Source organism: Gimesia fumaroli (genome assembly GCF_007754425.1).
Classification (GTDB): Bacteria; Planctomycetota; Planctomycetia; order Planctomycetales; family Planctomycetaceae; genus Gimesia; species Gimesia fumaroli.
In genome coordinates this window covers 3,038,893-3,060,092 of sequence record NZ_CP037452.1, presented here as the reverse complement: position 1 = coordinate 3,060,092, position 21,200 = coordinate 3,038,893, and the positions used below count along the sequence as shown (strand labels likewise).

General features: G+C 49.9%; 18 protein-coding genes. 9 read left to right on the top strand and 9 right to left on the bottom strand.

The annotated features are described in order from the left end of the window. Positions 1-59: 59 nt before the first annotated feature. The 7 genes from Enr17x_RS11695 (at position 60) to Enr17x_RS11665 (ending at position 9,225) form a co-directional block, all read left to right on the top strand. Positions 60-845 (top strand): TVP38/TMEM64 family protein, encoded by a 786-nt coding sequence (locus Enr17x_RS11695; RefSeq protein ID WP_145308876.1) that lies wholly within the window; start codon positions 60-62, stop codon positions 843-845. A 32-nt stretch (positions 846-877) separates the two neighbouring features. Further along, positions 878-2,401: a mercuric reductase gene (locus Enr17x_RS11690; protein ID WP_145308874.1), complete on the top strand. Its 1,524-nt coding sequence runs from the start codon at positions 878-880 to the stop codon at positions 2,399-2,401. A gap of 152 nt (positions 2,402-2,553) precedes the next feature. Next, complete coding sequence (locus Enr17x_RS11685) at positions 2,554-4,050, top strand: DUF3604 domain-containing protein (protein WP_145308872.1); 1,497 nt, start codon at positions 2,554-2,556, stop codon at positions 4,048-4,050. 175 nt (positions 4,051-4,225) lie between these two features. Continuing rightward, complete coding sequence (locus Enr17x_RS11680) at positions 4,226-5,734, top strand: FAD-binding oxidoreductase (protein ID WP_145308870.1); 1,509 nt, start codon at positions 4,226-4,228, stop codon at positions 5,732-5,734. A 70-nt stretch (positions 5,735-5,804) separates the two neighbouring features. Beyond that, positions 5,805-7,055 (top strand): FAD-binding oxidoreductase, encoded by a 1,251-nt coding sequence (locus Enr17x_RS11675; protein ID WP_145308868.1) that lies wholly within the window; start codon positions 5,805-5,807, stop codon positions 7,053-7,055. Positions 7,056-7,106: 51 nt separating this feature from the next. Further along, complete coding sequence (locus tag Enr17x_RS11670) at positions 7,107-8,468, top strand: (Fe-S)-binding protein (protein WP_145308867.1); 1,362 nt, start codon at positions 7,107-7,109, stop codon at positions 8,466-8,468. 85 nt (positions 8,469-8,553) lie between these two features. Further along, positions 8,554-9,225, top strand: coding sequence for an HAD family hydrolase (locus Enr17x_RS11665; protein WP_145308865.1), 672 nt, complete (start codon positions 8,554-8,556; stop codon positions 9,223-9,225). Positions 9,226-9,300: 75 nt separating this feature from the next. On the opposite strand, the gene sixA is transcribed toward Enr17x_RS11665, so the two are convergent. Beyond that, on the bottom strand, positions 9,301-9,777 hold the full coding sequence (sixA, locus tag Enr17x_RS11660) for a phosphohistidine phosphatase SixA (RefSeq protein ID WP_145308863.1): 477 nt from the start codon (positions 9,775-9,777) through the stop codon (positions 9,301-9,303). A 67-nt stretch (positions 9,778-9,844) separates the two neighbouring features. Then, entirely contained in the window at positions 9,845-10,984 is a 1,140-nt protein-coding gene (locus Enr17x_RS11655; RefSeq protein WP_232101028.1) for a dienelactone hydrolase family protein, read from the bottom strand. 119 nt (positions 10,985-11,103) lie between these two features. On the opposite strand from Enr17x_RS11655, the gene Enr17x_RS11650 reads away from it, so the two are divergent. Next, positions 11,104-12,789, top strand: a complete 1,686-nt coding sequence (locus Enr17x_RS11650; RefSeq protein WP_145308859.1) for a transglutaminase-like domain-containing protein — start codon at positions 11,104-11,106, stop codon at positions 12,787-12,789. Positions 12,790-12,797: 8 nt separating this feature from the next. On the opposite strand, the gene Enr17x_RS11645 is transcribed toward Enr17x_RS11650, so the two are convergent. Next, positions 12,798-13,730 carry a cytochrome c gene (locus tag Enr17x_RS11645; protein ID WP_198001107.1) on the bottom strand — a complete coding sequence of 311 codons (933 nt, stop codon included), beginning with the start codon at positions 13,728-13,730 and terminating at the stop codon, positions 12,798-12,800. Positions 13,731-14,039: 309 nt separating this feature from the next. Here Enr17x_RS11645 and Enr17x_RS11640 point away from each other — a divergent pair, with 309 nt between their 5' ends. Next, a complete protein-coding gene (locus Enr17x_RS11640) occupies positions 14,040-14,372 on the top strand; it encodes a TfoX/Sxy family protein (RefSeq protein ID WP_145308855.1) in 333 nt (110 codons plus the stop codon). Between the two features lie 64 nt (positions 14,373-14,436). Here Enr17x_RS11640 and Enr17x_RS11635 read toward each other — a convergent pair whose 3' ends face one another. The 6 genes from Enr17x_RS11635 to Enr17x_RS11610 form a co-directional block, all read right to left on the bottom strand. Next, positions 14,437-14,847 (bottom strand): hypothetical protein, encoded by a 411-nt coding sequence (locus Enr17x_RS11635; protein WP_145308853.1) that lies wholly within the window; start codon positions 14,845-14,847, stop codon positions 14,437-14,439. 278 nt (positions 14,848-15,125) lie between these two features. Next, positions 15,126-16,205, bottom strand: a complete 1,080-nt coding sequence (locus tag Enr17x_RS11630; protein WP_145308851.1) for a lactonase family protein — start codon at positions 16,203-16,205, stop codon at positions 15,126-15,128. Between the two features lie 79 nt (positions 16,206-16,284). Further along, positions 16,285-17,052: a hypothetical protein gene (locus tag Enr17x_RS29595; RefSeq protein ID WP_198001106.1), complete on the bottom strand. Its 768-nt coding sequence runs from the start codon at positions 17,050-17,052 to the stop codon at positions 16,285-16,287. Positions 17,053-17,097: 45 nt separating this feature from the next. Beyond that, positions 17,098-17,619, bottom strand: a complete 522-nt coding sequence (locus Enr17x_RS11620; RefSeq protein ID WP_145308849.1) for an RNA polymerase sigma factor — start codon at positions 17,617-17,619, stop codon at positions 17,098-17,100. Between the two features lie 146 nt (positions 17,620-17,765). Continuing rightward, positions 17,766-18,878, bottom strand: coding sequence for an o-succinylbenzoate synthase (menC, locus tag Enr17x_RS11615; RefSeq protein WP_145308847.1), 1,113 nt, complete (start codon positions 18,876-18,878; stop codon positions 17,766-17,768). A 66-nt stretch (positions 18,879-18,944) separates the two neighbouring features. Next, the gene (locus Enr17x_RS11610) at positions 18,945-20,975 is read right to left on the bottom strand and encodes an Hsp70 family protein (protein WP_145308845.1); all 2,031 of its coding nucleotides are present in this window, start codon (positions 20,973-20,975) and stop codon (positions 18,945-18,947) included. Positions 20,976-21,200 lie beyond the last annotated feature (225 nt).

Genomic DNA, 21,200 nt, shown 5'->3' with positions numbered 1-21,200 from the left:
CTCTCACGCTAATCTAGCGCAATGAAACTGTTGCTCCCTTCAAGAAAAGGATTTCTTTGGTGACCAGCGCTGATTCAGAGACAGAACTGCCTGAGCGAACTGAATCACAAAACGAGGAACACGCTTCCGGCATTGAAAGCCACGTCTCGCGTACAGGAACCTGGATCCGATTGGCGGTTTTCGTGCTCCTGGTGGGAATCATCAGCCTGGCCTATTTTAATTTCCGCGACGTGTTGACTCTCAAATACCTGGCAACCCAGGAAACAAACTGGAGAGACTTCGCAAGTCAACATCCGGTGGCCATCTACCTGATCGCCTTCCTCATCTACACCAGCATCACAGGGCTGTCACTACCGGGCGCGGTACCGCTGACATTAACTTATGGCTGGTTTTTCGGTTTCTGGAAAGCCTTGCTGCTCGTCAGTTTTTCTTCGACGGCCGGAGCAACGCTGGCGTTTTTAACGAGCCGGTATCTCTTTCGATCTGCGATTCAATCCCGCTATGGCGAACGCTTCGCGGTGATCAATCAGCAGTTTGAAAAAGAAGGAGCGTTTTATCTGTTCATCCTGCGACTGGTCCCTGCGTTTCCTTTTTTTCTCATCAACGTTGTCATGGGGCTGACGACCATTCGCGCCTGGACCTTCTGGTGGGTCAGCCAGATCGGCATGCTTGCCGGAACCGCCGTCTTCATTTATGCCGGCACGAGTGTCCCCACACTCCAGGAACTATCAGAGCAGGGGGCCAAAGGCATTTTGACTCCCCAATTGATCGTCGCTTTTGTGCTCCTGGGTACGTTTCCTCTGCTTGTAAAAAAAATCGTCAATCGAATTCAAAATCGCAAATGAGCGTCCAGCAACTCCATTACTGAGAGACTGTCATGCCCGATTCAATCCAGGTTGCTCCACAAGATCTATATAACCAGCGGTTAGTCGCACACGTCCACCCACCCAACTGGATCAACCCCCAACCTGAAGGACGCTATAATCTGGTTGTCATTGGTGCGGGAACAGCGGGGCTTGTGACAGCAGCCGGTGCTGCAGGACTGGGCGCCAAAGTTGCATTAATCGAACGCCACCTGATGGGGGGAGACTGCCTGAATACAGGTTGTGTCCCGTCCAAAGCCCTCATTCGCTCGGCCAAAGCAGCGCACGCGGTTGTGAAAGCAAAGCAGTTCGGCATCGAAGTCAATCCGTCAGACGTCTCGACTCATTTCGATAAAGCCATGGAACGCATGCGCAAACTTCGTTCTGAAATCAGCGTGCATGATTCCGCACAACGGTTTAAAGACCTGGGTGTGGATGTATTTATTGGTAACGGTAAATTCCTCAACGAAAATACCATCGAAGTCAACGATCAAAGGCTCAATTTTAAACGGGCCGTCATCACTACTGGTGCGCGGGCGGCTGTCCCCGCCATTGAAGGCATTGAAGAAACTGGCTATCTCACCAATGAAACGGTTTTCTCACTGACAGAACGTCCCAGACGACTGGCTGTGATCGGCGCCGGCCCCATCGGTTGTGAACTCGCCCAGACGTTCGCCCGCCTGGGTACGGAAGTAACCTTGCTGCAATCGCACGCCCAGATCTTACCGCGTGAGGATCGTGATGCGGCGACGATCATTCACCGCCAACTGGAAGCCGATGGGGTCAAACTCATTCTGAACGCCAAAACAACCCGCGTCAGTAAAACGGAACAAGCCAGACAACTCAACATTGAATCAGAAAACGAACACATCCAACTGGATGTTGATGAAATCCTCGTCGCGGCCGGGCGCGCCCCCAATGTCCAGGGACTGAATCTGGAAAATGCCGGCGTGTCCTATGATGAACGGCACGGAGTTTCCGTAAACGATTATCTGCAGACATCCAACCCGGCGATCTTTAGTGCGGGAGATATCTGCTCCCGTTTTCAGTTCACACATAGTGCCGATTTCCAGGCACGCATTGTGATTGGGAATGCGCTCTTCAAAGGCTGGAGTAAAACCAGTCAGCTCTTAATTCCCTGGTGTACTTACACCGATCCGGAAATTGCCCACGTGGGACTGTATGAGCATGAAGCACACAAACAGAATATCGCCATTCAAACATTCGTGCAGGAATTCAGTGGCGTCGACCGGGCGATCCTGGATGGGGAAACCAACGGCTTTGTCAAAATCCATACCAAACAAGGCACGGATCGCATTTTAGGAGCCACCATCGTCGCTGCTCACGCAGGCGATCTCATCTCTGAAATTTCTGTGGCGATGAAGTCCGGCATGGGGCTCAAAAAACTGGCCAGTGTCATTCATCCCTACCCCACACAGGCGGATGCCATCCGGAAGATTGGCGATCAGTTTAATCGAACACGTCTCAGTCCGTTCATCAAACGTCTGTTCTCAAAGTGGCTGGAGTGGACTCGCTAACAGCAGTCGACGTTTCTGCAATCTGATAGACCGTATTCTTCAGACTGAATTCGCCTGGTCGCTTGTATTTCTGCCGACCACGGTTTCTGATAAACTACTGGCAGTTCTTTTGATGAAAAACCGTCACATAATTTCAGAATTGCAGAACTCAAATGACATCAGGCTTGAACAACTACTTTGGCGACCTGCACAATCACAATCAGGTGGGTTATGCGCAGGGTTCTCTGGACCGCTCCTTCGAAATCGCCCGAAATCACCTCGACTTTTATGCCTTCACTCCTCACTCCTATTGGCCGGACGTGGAAGACTACGACGGAAAAATCACGCACAAATGGAAAAACGGATTCCATATCGCGCGCTCCCGCTGGCCGGAAGTCGTCGAACTGGCCAAACAGTTTGAGCAACCGGGAGAATTCGTCACCATTCTGGGATACGAACGCCACGGCACCCAGGAAGGGGACTACCATATTCTCTTCCCAGACCTGAAGGGAGATTATGAACTCATTGAAGATCTGTCTGAACTTCAGGCATTCGCCAGAGAACGAGGCTGCCTGCTGATTCCCCATCATCCCGCCAATCGTCTCGGGCATCGAGGTTTTGATGCCAGCAAGATGGATCCCGCTGTTTCCCCCGTTCTGGAAATTCATTCGGAATGGGGTTGTGCCGAACATGATCGTGCACCGTTTCCCTACAAGCGCCACACGGAAGGGGGACGCTGGACAAAACACACGCTGCAATCTTACTTGAACCAGGGATACCGGCTGGGAGTCGTCGCCAGTACTGACGATCACCTGGGACATCCCGGCGGCTACCGCGAAGGACTCGCCGCTATCAAAGCCACCGAGCTGACCCGCGAAGCCCTGTTTGATGCGATCCGCAACCGGCGGACCTACGCCGTGACCGGAGATCGGATTGAACTCGATTTTTTCCTGAACGACCAGATAATGGGACAGGAATTAGAGTTCACTCCAGAGCGTCGGCTTAAAGTCCATGTCCGGGGCTGGGATGAAATTGACCGCGTTGAAGTCCTGAAGAATGGACGTGTGATTCATCGGGATTTCCCCGTCGATCGAGAACCAGATCAAAGTGCCTGGGACAAACCGGTTGTCCTGCGATTCGAATACGGCTGGGGTCCCTGGCCGGCTTTAGGCTGGGGCGGAACGGCTGACTGGAATTTTACCGTCGATATCGAAGGGGGGCAGCTCCAGCAGATGCACCCCTGTTTTACAACGGGGCCGCTCGATGAATTTCGCCGCGATCGTATTCTGGAGCAAACATCGAACCAACTCAAAGTTCAATCCTTCACTGCCCTCAAACAGCAGGTGGATGACTGGTCCCAGAAAGCGATTGTGATGCGGATCCAGGGCGACGCCAATACAAAGGTCTCGATTTCGTGCACTCAGCCCAGCGAATGCCAGCTCACTCAGACGTTTGCTGAGCTCGCCACCAGTAATGAAATGCTGTTTACTCGACCGTTTCCCTGGGAATCGGCCATGCTGCACCGCCTCGTGTTTCAGGACAACTGGGAAACCGAATTTGAATTTGAAGATCATGATGAGGGAAACAAAGACGACTGGTACTATGTCCGTGTGATTCAAACCAATGGAGAAATGGCCTGGTCCAGTCCCATTTGGGTCAATAAAAAGTGATTCGAGGCCTATGTAACCGATAATCCTTCGCCTGACTCGCCATAGTCTCAATTTAAACGATCCGAATTGAACGAAGCAGCAATCAGAGAATTGATTCCTGGACCGGATTTGCTTTAAAATACAGCTTAAAGTCGAAATTATTTTCTTTCAGTCTCATTGAAAGCATCCCACAACAATGGTTGATTCCAGCAACCAGACAATAACACAAGAAGCCCCGCCGTTAGATGAACTGAAAACGGGGAGCCCGCCTTTTACATCATTGGTGCAACAGTTAACACAAATTGTTGGTCAAGCCAACATCCTGTATAACGCTGACGAATTACTGGTCTACGAATGTGACGGTTACATCGTCGATAAATCCGCTCCCGATATCGTCATTTTTCCGATATCGACCGAGCAGATCTCCGCGATTGTCAAACTCTGCAATCAGTTTAATGTCCCGTTTCTGGCCCGTGGTGCAGGAACCAGCCTTTCCGGCGGTTGTCTCCCCATTGGCGGCGGGGTCATGATTGTTCTGACCAAGATGAAACAGATTCTGGAAATCAACCTCAGAGACCGCTACGCCATCGTGGAACCAGGCATGGTGAATCTGCATCTGACCAATGCTCTCAAAGGAACCGGATATCACTATGCTCCCGATCCCTCCAGTCAGGGCTCCTGTACCATTGGAGGAAATATCGCGACGAACTCCGGCGGCCCCCATACTTTAAAATATGGAGTGACAACCAATCATGTCCTCGGTCTCGAAGCAGTTCTGCCCGATGGGTCAATCATCGAACTGGGCGGCCCCACGGCGGAAACGCCCGGATACGATCTGCATGGTCTCTACGTAGGCAACGAAGGCACATTCGGAATTTGCACCAAAGCCATCGTCAGGATCACACGCGATCCGGAATCGCACCGTACGATGCTGGCGGTATTTCAAACGATTGCCGATGCCACTCGCGCCATCTCTGCCATCATCGCCGCAGGCATCATTCCCTCCGCACTGGAAATGATGGACCACGGAATTATCCAGGCAGTCGAAGAAGCATTTCACTTCGGCTTCCCCCTGGACGCGGGTGCCGTCCTGTTAATTGAAGTCGATGGACTGGAAATCGCCCTCGACGAAGAGGTCCGTCAGATTCTGGAGATCTGTGAAAGCTGTAACGTCCGGGAAATCCAAAGAGCCGATACCCCGGAAGAACGACAACTCATCTGGAAAAGCCGCAAACAGGCATTTGGCGCCATCGGCCGACTCAGTCCGAGCTATTGCACTCAGGATGGCGTGGTCCCTCGAACTCGTCTCCCGGAAATCCTCGAATTCATCGAAGCCACCAGTAAAAAATATAACATGCGGATCGTCAATGTGTTCCATGCCGGCGACGGAAACGTGCATCCGATCCTGTTGTTTGATGAGCGCGATCAGGAGCAAATCCAGAAAGTTCTGGAAGCGAGTGAAGAGATCCTCGAAAAGTGTCTTGAGTTGGGAGGCAGTGTTACGGGGGAACATGGGATTGGTGTGGAAAAAATCAACTTCATGAGTCGGATCTTCAATGAAACGGATCTGGACACAATGGAAACGGTTCGCAATATTTTTAACCCCCGGCAAATCTGCAGCCGGGATAAAGTTCTGCCGCAGCATCAAGCTGATGAGAAAGCAGGGGTGGTTCAATCACATCCCGCGCGCCGCGCACCACATTGATTTTTGTAAATCTCCGTCTCGTTAATCTGCTTCCCCATCATTTTTTATTAAGGCCACTGAAAGAAGACCTATGTCGCCTACGCATTCCGGTTCTCTGGAAGAATTCGTTCCCGCATCGCAGACTGAGTTGAGTCGCTTCATGACTGACAATGCGGAAGCAGCCCCAAAACAGCTGTTTTCTGTGGGTGGTCGAACGTCTCTGTCGGTCTGTTGCCCTGCGAGTCAATCCGGAACCCTGATTTGTATGTCCCAGTTGAACCGGGTGATCGACTATCCCGTCCGCGACATGACGATCACCGTCGAAGCAGGCATGCGGCTCGATCAACTCACTGAGATCGTGTCTGCAGAAGGACAGCGGCTGCCGATCGACGTGCCTCAGTCGAACCGCGCCACCCTGGGAGGGGTGATCGCCACCAATACCTGTGGCCCCAGACGGTTCTCCTATGGCACGATCCGCGACTACGTCATCGGGATTTCCGCCATCGATGGAGAAGGAAACCTGTTCAAATCCGGAGGACGCGTGGTCAAAAATGTTGCCGGCTATGATCTGAGCAAAATGCTCGTCGGATCTCTGGGAACCCTGGCTGTCATCAGTCAGGTGTCACTGAACTTGCGTCCCAAACCGGAAACCATGAGCATGGTCTGGTTTGCTTTTGAATCCTTTCAAAATGCAGATCGTGCACTGGAAGCGATTGTGACCTCCGGTACGCGGCCGACGGCTGTTGAATACTGTAACAGCAAAGCGGCCCGGCAAATCGCGGCTGAATCGCGTTCCGAGCTTCCCTCAGAGCATCAGATCGTCTGCGTCTGTTATGAAGGCCCGGCTAATGTCGTTAACTGGCAGGCAGAACGGATCAGAGAAGAGTGGAAGGAATTCTCGCCTCTGAGTTCACAAATTGTGGAAGCAGAAAAGGCCACCAGACTGTATAACGCATTCACGGAATACCAGACCTCTTCAGATGATCCCGTCACACTCAAAGCCGTTGTGCTCCCTTCGCAAATGATGAAATTTGTGGAAGCGGCAACAGAATTAAACATCGCTGTTCAAGCGCATGCCGCTGATGGAATTGTATTTGGTCACTTACCCGACTCCGCCAGCTCCCTGGAAGATGTCCAACAAATCCTGAAGCAGTTGCAGAAAGCGATTTCTCCCCAGACCGCACATTTAACCATTTATCAATGTGAATCCGAATGGGCTGAGTCGCTCCCCCTGTTTTGTGCAGCTCCTCCCGGATGGTCATTAATGCAACAACTCAAACAGGCTTTAGACCCTCAACAACTCTTGAATTCACAGCGATTTGCTGAACTGGTAGAAGCATAGCCTGCAATTTAGTAATTTTTTTCGAACGCATCATCTCATACGAGTGAATATATGAAACCTGGTAGTTCCCCATCCAATTCGGCAGTCTTCTCCAAAGATCCAGAACAGGTTCCCGGTTCACAGATCCCCTACGAAAATTTTCTGGACTGTATTCACTGCGGTCTCTGTACCGCTGCCTGCCCAACCTATCTGGAAACGGGTAACGAAAATGACAGCCCCCGCGGACGCATCTATCTGATGCGGGCGATTGTGGACCAACGTATCGAGCTCTCAGACGCCGTCAGAGGCCACCTTGATCTCTGCCTGGACTGTCGCAGCTGCGAGACGGCCTGTCCTTCTGGAGTCCAGTACGGACGTCTAATCGAGCCCTTTCGCGTCGATGTCCACAAAATGGAATCCGAGGACAGTGCAGGCCCGCAGAACGACTGGTTCCACCGCTGGATTCTCTATCGCCTCTTTCCCTATCCAAACCGCATCCGCTGGACACTCTTGCCAGCACGTGTCATGCAGTTTTTAAGGATCGACAAAGTGGTCAACGCTTTGAGACTGCCTTACTTGCTGCCTGCGAAATTAAGACGGATGAATGATTTGCTGCCGCGTCTCCAACCTGCGGAACCAGCGTTACCTGAAATCTTACCTGCTAAAGGAACCCAGCGTGCCCGCGTAGCACTCTTCACCGGCTGTGTTTCAGAAGCCATGTACAGCCATGTGAATCATGCGACGGCCCGTGTCTTACAAGCGAACGGCTGTGAAGTGATTGTCCCGCGTACTCAAGGTTGTTGCGGCGCCATCCATTATCACAGTGGCGCCGATGAGGAGGCAATCAAGTTTGCGCTCCAGAATCTGGCAGCCTTTGACCTGGAAAACATCGATGCGATTATCGTCAATGTCGCAGGCTGCGGCGCCATGCTGAAAGATTACGGTCACATTGCTGAAGAAACCAAAGGCGTCCCAGCAGAACAGGTCGAAAAGCTGAAACAACTGGCGACGAAATTTCGTGATGTCTCAGAATTTCTGTTTGAACTGGGCCCGATTGCACCCGAAGGAGAAATTCCGATCCAAGCAACCTACCACGATGCCTGTCATCTCGTGCATGCACAGAAAGTACAGAACCAGCCCCGAAAATTGCTCGAACTGGTTCCCGGTCTGGAGTTGATCCCATTGAATGAATCGACCATCTGCTGTGGTGCAGCGGGCAGCTATAACCTGACCCAGCCCGAGATGGCAGACCAATTGGGGCAACGGAAACTGAAAAATATTCTCGATACCGGAGCGAATGTCGTCATCAGCGGTAATGTCGGCTGCACCTTACAGATCGATTCAAAATTACGTCAGGCACACAAACCCCTCTGGGTAGCACACCCGATGGAAATCCTGGATCTTAGCTATCGAAACCAAAAACCGACCCTCTGATTACCTGAGTTGATCTGCGTTCTCCGAGAGACTATTCTACCTGAGAAGCGTTTCTTCTCTCCAACAGTTTTTAAAGAGTGACCCTATGTCAGACAAACCCCGCATCCAGGCAGTTGCCTTTGATCTGGACGGACTCATGTTTAATACCGAGCACGTTTTTTTTCTTTCAGGCGATGCATTACTGCAGCGTCGGGGTAAAGAAATGACTGAAGAAATCCTGAAAGGCATGATGGGGCGTCGTGCGATGGAAGGATTCGAACACCTTTCCAGTCATCTGCACGAACCGGAAGATCCTCATGAGCTCTGGGTGGAAAGCCAGGAAATCTTCCACTCCTTGCTCCATCAGCACTTAAAGCCGATGCACGGGTTGTTTGAACTCTTAGATTATCTGGACGAACTGGAGATCCCCAAATGTGTTGCGACCTCTTCACCGCGAGCTTATCTGGAAATGCTATTGGAACAATTTGACCTGACGCATCGTTTTCCAATCACTTTAACGGCGGAAGATGTAACGCACGGCAAACCCCATCCCGAAATTTATCTCACTGCCGCTGAGAAACTCAAAGTCGATCCGAAACAGATGCTGGTTCTGGAAGACAGCGAAGCGGGTACCAAGTCCGGAGCCGCCTCAGGTGCATATGTCGTTTCCATCCCTCATGAATATAGCGACTACGGCGATTTCAGCGCCGCGAATCTGGTTGCAAACACACTGGCCGATCCGGTACTGCTCGCACTATTCACAGATCGCCATGCGTAATCGCCGGCAAAGACGCACTCTGTCCGCTTCGCGTATCACGCTTCCGAATCAATAGCATCGCTCCGATCGCAATGCTTAAAACAGTGGTGCACTCAGATGCCATTTCAGACTGCCTTGCCCGATTCCGATCAGCGAATCAAACTGAATACAGGCCGCATTACCGGGCTTGAATGTAATCGCGCCTCCGCCAATCAAGTCGGCGGTACAGCGCGCGACATCCGGCATATGCGCGACAACCGCAATGCGTTCACAGGCCGTCGATCGAACATGAGAGATGAGTGCATCCAGATTCAGCCCAAACCCCAGCCAATTCTGCGGGCAGCATAAGTCATCGTCCAATTCCACAACATCCCGTAATATCTGAGCCGTCTGTGTCGTTCGGACCAGGGGACTATGCAAGATTAAATCGGGCGCACTCTGATGCTTGCCAATCCATTTCGCTACTTTTCGAAACTGGTGACTGCCGTGCTCGGTCAAAGGGCGCGCGGAATCACCTCCGGGAACCACACCTGCATTTTCTGCTTTTCCATGCCTGATAATAATTAGCTCCATCTAATTCCTCTTTTCGACTGATGTGTCAGGGTGACCAAGAATAATATCTCATTGTAATACGGGAGGTTTAGGGAACCACAAGCTTTGTCCTGGTGGCTGATGCAGGTTTCAAATGCGTATCCATCCAGCCATACATCAATTCTCGTGATTCATGTGCGACCGAATGCCCTTTGCCATGTACGAAAAAAGCAAAGTTCTGGGGAGCTTTCTCCAGTTCATACACATCCATGACTTTCAGCAACATTAGTATCCGCTGTCGTTGCGTCAGCGGATCGCCATCATTGAGGCCTGATAAATCAAGGTAGGCTCGCGGTGCAACCAGCGCCATGATTTCATGAAAATCAATGGGAGGCAACTCTCCTTTTAATAATCCTGGTCGAATATGTTTAAAATAAATGTACCAATGATCGCGAGACCAGGCTTCGACTTTTGAATTTTGCCGGAAGAATGACGCACTACAGTTTCCTGCAGCCGCTTTGACCCGTTCATCATAGGCGGCCAAAAACAGGGAGCCATGACCTCCCAGAGAATGCCCGAGGACACCGATGCGGTCCGGGTTTACTTCTCTCAGTGTCTCGAGCACATCAATGGCAATCGAATGCTCATACGTAAATTTTCCGACGGCAGTCCATTTCGGATGTTTTTTATAGAACTCTTCGGTGTCATAAGGGCCCGCATCAGGAATCCGGTGGCCTGCGACAAAATGGTCGGGAGCAATCACAACATAGCCCTGACGACATAAATGATCCAGATACGCTTTATCCGGATTATCAACCAACCCCGCCGCACGTTTTTTGCCGTTCGCATAAGTTCCATGCAAAGCGACGACCGCGGGTGCAGGCCCTTTGAGAGTTAAGGGGACGCCCAAAAATGCATGCGCCCGCTCTCCCTCTTCAACCTGATAACTAATCAATTGTCTTCGATAGACACCGTCAACGATCACAGTATCATGAAACTGGATTTCCATCGCCGGCTTTTTGGGTTTAAACTGATCACGAATCAGATCAAGATAGCGTTGACGGATGATTTTTTTATGTGCCACCCACTCTTCAGGTGTTTCGACTCCTTCGAGCAGATCGTCCCAACAGGACGTGATTTTGACAGGCTCAGAACGCTTTCTGAGAATTGGCTCGTCTGCTTTCAGCGTGCTCTGTTCGATGAGTACACAGCACAAACACATCAGTAGACATAGATATAACAGTCGCATAAGCATACCCAATAAAGAAATAGAAATACGAATGCATTATCATCAATCTCTGATATCATTCACAATAACTTAATCCCACTTTCTGAGGTTTTTCCTGCTGAAACAAACAAGAGTTCATTATGAAGAAACTACTACTACTTTTCTGTCTGTACTTTACAGGCATCTCGTTCGTATCTGTAAATCAGTCACCAGTCGCGTTCTCTGACCAGCCTCAGCAGTCTCTGAAACGTCAACAAGACCATCTTCAGCCGAATATTCAATCAACGGTCAAAGAGGAAACCACAGGTGAGTTGATTACTCCTGACGCAATATCACACGAACAAGGGGCCTGTTATGTTGCGCGACTGGCCCTTCCGCGGAGCGCAGACCGCAAATCGAAATCAAACTGCGTTTTGCTGGAAGACGGCAAACCACTTTCACATCCCCACGCGCGCCACCAACTGATTCGAGAACAGGGCAAAGGGCACTATAGCCACTGGACCTCGACGACGCTCTATTTTTCAGCCAGTGACTCCTCTGACCCCAGAACAAATGGAAAGAAATATGAACTGGTAAACAGAGAATCTTATACCGAGAAACAAAGTTCCTTTGTCTTGACTGCAGCACAGTCTGCGATCCAATTACCTGCATTCCCTGATCGAAAAATACAACCTGTCAAACTGACCTGGCAAAATCTTGATTCCCAAAACAAAGTCGCACTGCACTGGAACCGGGAAGGAGATCCTGATCTGACGAGCCAGGACGCCATGCTGGCCAGTATTTTAACACCGGCTATGAAAGAGGAAGAAAAAGCCCTCGCCATCTGGAAGTTCCTGGTTGACTGGCGCTATCACTTCACCCCGGCAGAGCAGGGGGATGAACTCCATGATCCGGTCAAGTTCCTTAACGTATACGGCTACGGTTTCTGTGATGACTGCGCCACCAACTTCGCAGTTCTCGCCAGAAAAGCAGGATTGCGGAGTCGCGTCTGGGGACTATCGGGGCACGTCGTGGCTGAAGCGTTTTATGACGGGCGATGGCACATGTTTGATCCGGACCATCAAGCCGTTTACCGAAATCAACAGGGGATCATCGCAGGCGTGGAAGAGCTGGCGAAACATCCGGAACTGATCACCAAAACGCCCCACGATCCGATTGGCAGCCCTTCCCAGTTGATTGCTGATCTATACACCTCAACGGACAATAACCGGGCTTCAGAACGACAACCGCACATTAAGGACTCGACTCTTTCTCCCGTCCTCGAACCTCTGGATCGCGTGGAATTTCGATTTACCAAATCAGAATACGTGCATCAAAAAAACAAAACAGAGAAATCCCGACCTCCCGTGGCAGGCAACGGAACATTAAATCGAACCATTCGCCAATTTCAGAGCCTCAAACAAACAGCCCCGAACCAGCGACAATGGCATCTCAGTTGGTCTTATGTTCTGCTCAAAGGCACTCTAGAGCTGGAGTTGAAAACAAACGCTCCCACCCCAACCGTTTTTGTGTCTCTTGATGCAAAAACATGGCACCAACTTGAGGGGGTGTTAACAAATCAAACGCTCGCCATTTCGCTTGACCAATGGATTCACAAGCAGCCCACGGCAGTTTATGGCTGCTTTATTCGAATCGAAAATTCAAACGGTGCCGATCCTGCGAAGTTTATCAAACAATTGGACTCAGAATGGATCTTCCAGTTTGCACCACGTGCTCTGGCGCATGTACAAAGCGCCCAGAATCAGTTCGAGATGAAATTGAATCCGCCGCCCCCAAAGAAAGGAAAAGGGCTCAAAGTTCAACTGGTCTGGAAAGAGACAAAATAAAAAGCAGCTTAATTGCGATACGCTTTGTGACAGCGTTTACACTGTGCCTTGAGTTGTTTCAATCTGGCACTCACTTGGTTCTGATTGCCCTGCTTGAGAGCCGCTTCCAGTTGCTTGATTTCCGTTTCTGATTCTCGCATCCATGTCTTAAAAGTGTCATCGTAATCATCAGAATGTTTTCTTAGTGACTCGTGAAACTCTTCACGCAAGAGCAGAGAAACCCGTAAAGCGTCCTGCCTGCCAGGAGGCGTACTCTCCGATTTTTTTTGCAATTCCTCGTAATAATGGCTGATATGAGCCATCGCAGTCACCATTGGTTGGACGCGGGCTGACTCAAGCAACTCAGGCAACCGAGTCCCAGCAGCGGGAACTTGAAACTGCCGGATATCTCTCCAGAGACCTGCGTAATCCTTACTGGTTCCGGCTTGATCCAAAAACAGCAAGGCCCGTTGCTTATCAAGACTGCCCCGACACAGACCAACCATCGCTGCTGCTGCAGGCCCTCGATGCCTGCCATGATGACAATGAATGTATACGGGGCCTTTTACTTCTTTCGCCGCCTTCAGAAAAGACAGACTTGCGTCTTGGGAAATCCCATCATAGCCGATCGGAATGTGAATGTATTTGATCCCGGCTGCTTTCGCCAACTTCAAATTCGGCTGCGTGCCATCCACACTGATAATGGTTTTGATCCCCATTTTCTTTAAAGCGTCAAAACTCTGTTTGCCTTCAGGACCACTGCCCGAATAAACCTGATCGTCGATTTGAAACACATTATGCAGACCGGGTCGGCTCAACGAATGAAATTGCGCACGACTGTTGGCTGTTTCAGAAGTCTCCTCCTTTGGAGAATCAGCATTCTGCGACTGACAATATGCAGGCTCCATGGATGTGACTAAAAAACACAAACCAATGATGACAAAAACTCTGGCACAAATCATCTCTTTTGACACTCTTTCAATACGCATTCATTATCAAGTTTCATAACAGAATTATCTCATTAGTTAAGAGTAATAAACAATTACAATTTGTTCATTTATTTAAAAAAGTATCAAACATAAAGCACACTCTTTCTCTGCCTGCCAGGGATGATCCACGTCGATCAGATTGTCGATATCTAAAGAAAAGCGGTGCGAAGAAAATGGAGGAGGCGACAGAATTTCTCTATGATCGGACTGGCTCTTCGCTGGGGGAACAGGTAGCTTTAACCCCTTCGACGACAATGTTACTTTTCCCGTTCTGGATAAACCATGGCATACGACGAACATCTGGCAGAGCGTGTCCACCAGTTATTAAAACGCCGTAGAGGGTTTTCAAAGCGAAAGATGTTTGGCGGCATCTGCTTTATGCTGCATGGGAACATGTGCTGTGGCGTGACTCAGAATGAGCTGATGCTACGTCTGGGAGAGAAAAACGTGCTCAAGGCGTTAGAAGAACCTTTTACACGCGAAATGGATTTCACCGGCAAGCCACTCAAAAGCATGATCTATGTAGACCAGCCCGGCTTTGAGGATGAAGCAGATCTGAAAGAGTGGGTCAATCGGGCGGTGAAGTTCGTGCAATCACTTCCGCCTAAAACTTAAACGTGCCAGAGCGTTTGAATGTCATCGCTTGAGCAAAACGTGACGCGATCAATTCCAGAGACGCTTAGGGAACTGGTTCATAGATGGGTCCATACCAGAAACCACTACTGAAGGGACTCAATGTAAAATAAGTCATCTCTTGCATGATTTGTGCGTTCGTTGGAATTGCGCTGGGATTGAAATCGATCGTGGGGCGCCCGGGTGTAATCCCCATTGCTTTTCGAGCACTAATTCGATTCATTCTTTGTTTGGCTCGCAGAAACGCCCGCTGCTGGATCAGTCTCTGACTGACAGACATCCGCTGATACGCGGGACCTGTATCTTTCGAGGCACTTCTTGTGATATTCACCCCACTTTTTGTGCTGACCGTTCCCTTTGAATCAGAACTGATCTGAAGTGGTTTTTGTTCCTGACCAAAAGCTGCAGACAGGAAGACTTGAGATACAATCAGCAGAGCAAAAACAGAAGAGCGCATAGAGAGTCTCTCTTCACAGGGGGATTTTTTAAAGTCAATGACAATTCACAGCGACAAAGCACTGCCTCACTTTTATTCCAGAAATCGATTAAACCGGTTTCTAGTTCGTTGTCGTGAATGGGAATCGAATCACCCCCATCATATTTAGAACAGAGACTGCTACGATGTCCTCGGTAGCGCTCTGGTTACTGGAGGTTCATCGACTTTAAAAAACGATGATCTGAACGATTTTCTTCGAAACCGCTGATCAGCCCCGATATTGCTCAAGAAAATGCGGACTAGGGGAACTTTACGATTTCGACCCATGAGGGCGACTTTCCGACCTCGTAAGTCGCAAGCCGTTTCAGTTTCCCCGTTTGGGGAGAAATCTGGTAAGCCGCCAGTTTGCCGTTTCTTTGCCCGGCCGCATAGAGATAAGTCCCGGTAGGATCAATATTAAACGAACGGGGAGTATCTTCGGTTGGCTCCTGTTCCAGAGTGGTTAACCGCCCTGTTTTCTGATCCACACTGAAGCAGGCGATGCTGTTATGACCACGATTCGAGGCATACAAATTCTTACCGGAGGGGGAAAGTTCGATGTCTGCACACGTATTCTTTCCCTCAAATCCTGCAGGCAGTGTTGAGACCGTCTGGAACGGAGTCAACGTCCCCGATTTCGAATCCAGTTTGTAAGCGGTGACCGAACTCCCTTTTTCATTATCGAAATAAATAAAGCGATTGTCTTTCGAAACGGCCAGATGTCGCGGCTCCAGGCCAGAGGCCGCTTCGAGCATCGGCTTGTCATTTGCCTTCAATGTCCCGTTTTGGGCATCCCATACAAATTGATAAATCGCATTGGGACCAGTATGCGGCACAAAGACAAACTGATTTGCCTGATCGGGTAAAATCGCGTGCGCATTTTTGTCGGTGGGAATGGTCTGCACAATCTCAGCTGAGATTGTGCCATCTTTCCCAAGACGATGAACGGCGACTTTGCCTTCTCCATAGTAGGCTGAGAACAAGTACTCACCGTTCTTATCAGTGGCGATATAAGCCGCATTCCCGCCGGCGGGAACTGCGGAAATCTGCTTCAGTTTTCCATTTTCGGGATCAATGGCAAAGCTCATGAATTGCTTAGCTGAACGAACGGAAGCAAACAGGTATTTTTTTGTGGGGTCGACTTCCAGACAGCCCGGAGCACCGGCCAGCGGCACATCCTCGACATGGGTTAATGCACCATCCTGCTCGTTCAGTCGATAGATGGCGATTTTCTTTTCTCCCCCGAGTGAGAGATAGACGAAACTCGCCGCACGGCAGGGAATTTCAGCTACTAACAACAACCCCATGACCATCAGACAAAAACGAAGCGAAATACCCATAGCAGCCCCTCTGAGAATGAACCAGACCAAAATCGTAAATGGTAACTCTCTATTAGTAGAGCCGGTTCGGGGATGAATTTCAAGCAGAAGCGGATTGCAGAGCCCGTCCTAACGCTTCGAGCTCACGGGGACCACCAAAGACAATACAGATATAGACCCGATCATCCTCGACCCATTTGACGGTCGCGTAGTTCCCCTTTTTGAGTTGGGCATACTCAACGCTTCCCGTGTCAAAACCAGTCTGCGAAGGTAGTGGCTCAACCCGATGTACTGGTATCTGCACCAAGGCTACGAAAACCGGCTGTGCATTCCCCATGCGTAATCTGAAAAAACCGACAGCAGCATCATGAGCCGAGGATTGACTGGTGGAAACGCCATAAAACTTGTCACCAATCAAGGCCAAACGGTCTTTGGAATGCCAGGCCCCCTGAGGAGGCAGTTTAGCTGAAAAGTTGTCATCAAAATCTGGAAGAAGCCGGCTATCCAGATTGAATTCGGGATTTTGTTCCGGACTGAATTCTGAAAGGGCAATGACAGGTTGCTGTGCAGCCCAAAAAAAAGTCAGCAGTGCTACAAACAGTAAACAGGCTGAGAGTCCTGCAATTGTGCTCGGCCTTTTGTGAAAGCGAGTTCGACTTGATCCCGGAGAATGATCACGCACAACATCGCCAGCACCATCCTGTTGCAGCGATTCAAGTACCGACGCTTTCAATCCTTCGGGAACTTCAACATCAAACAGCACGTTCTTGAGCTGTTGATGAAATACCATCTCATCGGAGAATGTGCCTGGATCAGAATTATCTGATTCAGAAAAACCGGGGGATGATGATGGTTCAGAAGCACTCATTTTATTTCACTTAACAGTTTCAGAAGCCAGGAGAAAACCCAATAATCAGGTCTGGATTGTTGTTTCTTTTGTAGACAGAACTGAAAACCGCTCCTGCAAAAACGACTTGGCTCTTGCCAGGCGACTCATCACAGTTCCCAGGGGAATAGATAATTCGGTGGAAATTTCCTTGTAAGACCGCTCTTCAAAATAAAACATTAACAGTGGAGTACGAAAGTCTTCCGGTAATTCATTCAGAGCATGCTGCAACTCCTGGGATGTCAGTTCAGGCAGGGCTGTTTCTTCAGCAGCCAGGTCGAACGTCAGCCCCAGTGAGACAGGTCTGTTCTTCTGAGATACCTTTTTCAAAAATAGATTACGTAATATCGTACAAAGCCATGAACGCGCAAGACGCAGATCACGCAGTTGCGACAGTTTTTTCTGAGCGATTAAATATGTTTGTTGCGTCAGATCTTCAGCATCAGTCCGATCGCCTGACAAACGGTAGGCGTAGCGAAACAACAGCTGATAGTGCTGCTCAACTAACAAGGTAATTTCTTCAGAATTGTAATGGTTCTGTGATGACATAACCTGATTCTCTATGTAGGAGGATGCTGAAACACATCTGGTTATTCCCCAATAAAGCTAATTTATTGAAATTTTCTTCGCATTCTGCTTCATCGACACCTCACGCTCTATACATCCGCTACGATCCTTTGTATCAAAAGCAGTTCTCAGGAGCCAATGATTTTCTTTTGAATGGTTAGGGCCTCCAGACGAGTCATGTCCGGATCGGGCAGTTCTTCAAACGCCCTCACTCCAGGGATTCCCCCACCGACATCCACCAGATCCAGAGGAACCTGCGCCATATCTTCGTGGTAGTATTTTTCACTCGGGAATATATCAGCCGGATAAGTAAAATTATCGAGCATCGCCAGCGCAGTACAATGAGAGGCACCGGTGGCGCTTTCCAGCATGCCACCCACCCAGCAGGGAATTCCGGCATCCTGGCACAGATCATGAATTTTCACCGCATTCGTAAGGCCTCCAACCCGGCCCGGCTTCACGTTCACATAACGGGCACTTTTCAATTCCAGCGCCTGCTGAACGCGATACGGGTGCGTAATACTTTCATCCAGACAGACCGGCGTTCGAATCAATTCCTGCAACTTCGCATGGTCGGTGAGATCATCGTGTTGAAGCGGTTGCTCAATCATGGCCAGATTAAATTCATCAATCGTCTGAAACAGAGGGACATCTTGAATACGGTAGCCGCTATTACAATCAATATGAAATGTCTCATTGGGGAACGACGATCGAATTGCCTTGAGCATCGGAATGTCCCACCCCGGACGAAACTTGAGTTTGATGCGGGGAAAATTTTGCGCGACGGCCGATCCCACGGCTTCAACAAGCTCATCCACATGATCCATGACCCCGAAATCGGCTCCGACGGGCACTTCGTTTCGTTTTGCCCCTAGTGCAATATGCAAAGGCGTGTTGCTGATTCTGCTGTGTAAGCTCCACCAGGCGTTATCCAATGCGGCTTTCGCAAACGGATTTCCTTTATAGACTGACAGGCACTCCTGTAGTGCATCGCCACTCTCGATATCCTGTCCCAGTAATGCAGGTGCCAGCCATTCAGAAACCGTCTGAAATACACCGCCGGCCCATTCAGGACTATAGCAGGGAGCAGCCAACGGAGTGCTTTCTCCCCAGCCTTCAACCGATCCACTCGTCATGCGGCATAACACAGAATGAATGGCAGCATCTTCTCCATATGCGGTTCGCCAGGGATAGATCAAAGGCATAGCCACATGAAATAATTCAATCCGTTCAATTTTCATCCGTTGTCTTTTTTCCTCGTAAAATGCCAAGAAGGGATTGATAACTCATCCAGGAAGAGGGCGAGCCTATGCGTCTTCCAGTAAATCCCAGAATTCACTCTCTGCAGCGTCCAATTGACTCGTCGGCTTTGCCTGAGGCCTGGCTTTTTTTTGCCCCTGCGTCTTCCCTTGTTTGGAAACCGACCGCCGCGATGTCGACTGCCGTTTGCGGGCTGCCTGCGCGGAACCTTGGGAACTTTTTTTCTGGGCTGGCTTACCTTTGCCACTCTGCTTTTTGGGGGCCGACTTTCGGTTCGATAATGCCCCTTTGGTATGTTGTTCCGGTGTGGAACAGTCAGCACCAGGTGCCCCGAGTTGAGGCTCACCACATTGATTGCACAAGGCAATCGGGCGTTCAGAGCTATCCAGACCACGCGCCACCGGATTCGGTTGCACAGAAAAAGACTGTTTTTCAGGGATTGTACTTTTTTTCTCAGGCGGTTTAACAGATTCTGCCTGATCCAGAATTTCTTTCAACATCATCGGATCAGAAAGCGCGGCTGGCTCCTGAAGCTCCGTTTTCACTTCTGCCTCTTCCAGAGTCCCCTGAACCAGATTCTGTTCGCGCGTGATCTCGATCCTTGCTTCTTTGCCACTGGTACAATCCCGGGCAGAAACATGCACACGGGCTTCCGAATCGTATTCCATTAACACTTCGATTTTAGAATCGACGGGCAAATCAGCAGGCAAACCCTCGATAACACAATTTCCGAGGATCACAAACGGCTCATCTTTAGAAGCACCACTCTCTATCAATTTGAGATGCACGCGACGCTGGTTGGGTGAGACCGTACCATAGGTATGTTTGACCGATGCTGGTAACTTGGTATTTGCCGGCAGGAGATAATGCGGCATGCGTTGCTGCCCCGTCTGGTCTCTCACAAGAAATCCGAGAGAACGGGCATTCACACTATGTTGTTTGATTTTCGAAAGACGACTGGCTGCTTCGGTTGTCAGAATTGACTCGGCGTATTCCCGATTGCTTAACAACATCCCTGAATAATAAGCAGCGCCATGGGCGATCGACTGATCCGGAGGGAGTGACAGATTGCGTGTTGTACCACTCGATTTTTTCAGAGCATCACGCACCATCGGCATCCGTGATGAACCACCGGTCGTTAATACCACATCCACATGGGCCCAGCCCATCTTGTTGTCTTTCAACAAAGCTTTCGTGATATTGGTCGTCTGCTCAACCAGTTCCTTCGTCAGTTGCTCAAACTGAGACTGAGAAACCTGGTACGTCTTTCGCGTGGAACCAACCTGACAGGCAAGGGTTGTCTTGGGTCTGACAGTCAGGCTGCGTTTCGCCTGCTCTACTTCATTCGCCAGATACTGAAGACTTTCAGGATCATTACACGGGTTGACACCAAACTCGTTAAAAAACTGTTCGGCAATAGCTGCCTGCAACTTACTGTTCCAGTCAATCCCCCCCAGTTTCAAATCACCACCGCTGGCGAGCACATTGACTTCATCTTTCTGATATTTGACCAGAGACAGATCGAAAGTACCGCCCCCCAGATCATAGACCAGAATTCGCTGCTCCTCAGCCAGCTCGGCAAACCACATTCCCTCACTCCCCAAGACATAACACAGGGAAGCAGCCACAGGTTCATTGATCAGATCGACCTGCTTTAATCCAGCCTGTTTGCCGGCAGCGATCGTTTCCTGACGCTGAAGATCGCTGAATTGCGCCGGAACTGTAATTACCGCTGAATCAATGGGACCGATGCGCTCTTCAGCGGCAGAAAGCAGCTTTTTTAAAATAAACGCCGAGATATCTTTCGGTGAAAAATAGCGTCCGTCAATTTCCCAGCGAAAGTCCTGTTTGCCCAGGAATCGCTTTGCATGCTGAATCACATTGCGTGGGTTCACAATTGCATGCCGTAAGGCTTCTGTTCCCACGATCACCTCGGCACCATCAAACATGGCGACAGAAGGCGTAGACAGCTCTCCTTCCTGATTGGGGATCGTAACCGGCTCCCCATGCTCGTTCAGATGAGCGATGCAGGAATAAGTCGTTCCCAAATCGATTCCAACGGCCTGTATTTTCTGCATAAAGCATTGACTCTCAAAAGATAAGGATTATCACATACTTGATGATGAAGTGTGACAGGAAAGGGTACTGTTACTATGTTATCATGGAGACCAGCAACACTCCAGCACTTGATTCCTGTTTTTCGCGGCAAAGGCTCCGGTTTAAATCACCTTCAGTTTGAAAGACCCGTTTTGTGAAAAGTTTCCGTAACAGCCTCAACTGGTGGACGATACTCTTCCTACTCC

Excerpts from the sequence above, each read along its gene's own strand:
- Enr17x_RS11690 (WP_145308874.1), top strand. The coding sequence starts at position 878 with ATGCCCGATTCAATCCAGGTTGCTCCACAAGATCTATATAACCAGCGG.
- Enr17x_RS11685 (WP_145308872.1), top strand. The coding sequence starts at position 2,554 with ATGACATCAGGCTTGAACAACTACTTTGGCGACCTGCACAATCACAAT.
- Enr17x_RS11680 (WP_145308870.1), top strand. The coding sequence starts at position 4,226 with ATGGTTGATTCCAGCAACCAGACAATAACACAAGAAGCCCCGCCGTTA.
- Enr17x_RS11675 (WP_145308868.1), top strand. The coding sequence starts at position 5,805 with ATGTCGCCTACGCATTCCGGTTCTCTGGAAGAATTCGTTCCCGCATCG.
- Enr17x_RS11670 (WP_145308867.1), top strand. The coding sequence starts at position 7,107 with ATGAAACCTGGTAGTTCCCCATCCAATTCGGCAGTCTTCTCCAAAGAT.
- Enr17x_RS11665 (WP_145308865.1), top strand. The coding sequence starts at position 8,554 with ATGTCAGACAAACCCCGCATCCAGGCAGTTGCCTTTGATCTGGACGGA.
- sixA (WP_145308863.1), bottom strand. The coding sequence starts at position 9,777 with ATGGAGCTAATTATTATCAGGCATGGAAAAGCAGAAAATGCAGGTGTG.
- Enr17x_RS11655 (WP_232101028.1), bottom strand. The coding sequence starts at position 10,984 with ATGCGACTGTTATATCTATGTCTACTGATGTGTTTGTGCTGTGTACTC.
- Enr17x_RS11650 (WP_145308859.1), top strand. The coding sequence starts at position 11,104 with ATGAAGAAACTACTACTACTTTTCTGTCTGTACTTTACAGGCATCTCG.
- Enr17x_RS11645 (WP_198001107.1), bottom strand. The coding sequence starts at position 13,730 with ATGATTTGTGCCAGAGTTTTTGTCATCATTGGTTTGTGTTTTTTAGTC.
- Enr17x_RS11640 (WP_145308855.1), top strand. The coding sequence starts at position 14,040 with ATGGCATACGACGAACATCTGGCAGAGCGTGTCCACCAGTTATTAAAA.
- Enr17x_RS11635 (WP_145308853.1), bottom strand. The coding sequence starts at position 14,847 with ATGCGCTCTTCTGTTTTTGCTCTGCTGATTGTATCTCAAGTCTTCCTG.
- Enr17x_RS11630 (WP_145308851.1), bottom strand. The coding sequence starts at position 16,205 with ATGGGTATTTCGCTTCGTTTTTGTCTGATGGTCATGGGGTTGTTGTTA.
- Enr17x_RS29595 (WP_198001106.1), bottom strand. The coding sequence starts at position 17,052 with ATGAGTGCTTCTGAACCATCATCATCCCCCGGTTTTTCTGAATCAGAT.
- Enr17x_RS11620 (WP_145308849.1), bottom strand. The coding sequence starts at position 17,619 with ATGTCATCACAGAACCATTACAATTCTGAAGAAATTACCTTGTTAGTT.
- menC (WP_145308847.1), bottom strand. The coding sequence starts at position 18,878 with ATGAAAATTGAACGGATTGAATTATTTCATGTGGCTATGCCTTTGATC.
- Enr17x_RS11610 (WP_145308845.1), bottom strand. The coding sequence starts at position 20,975 with ATGCAGAAAATACAGGCCGTTGGAATCGATTTGGGAACGACTTATTCC.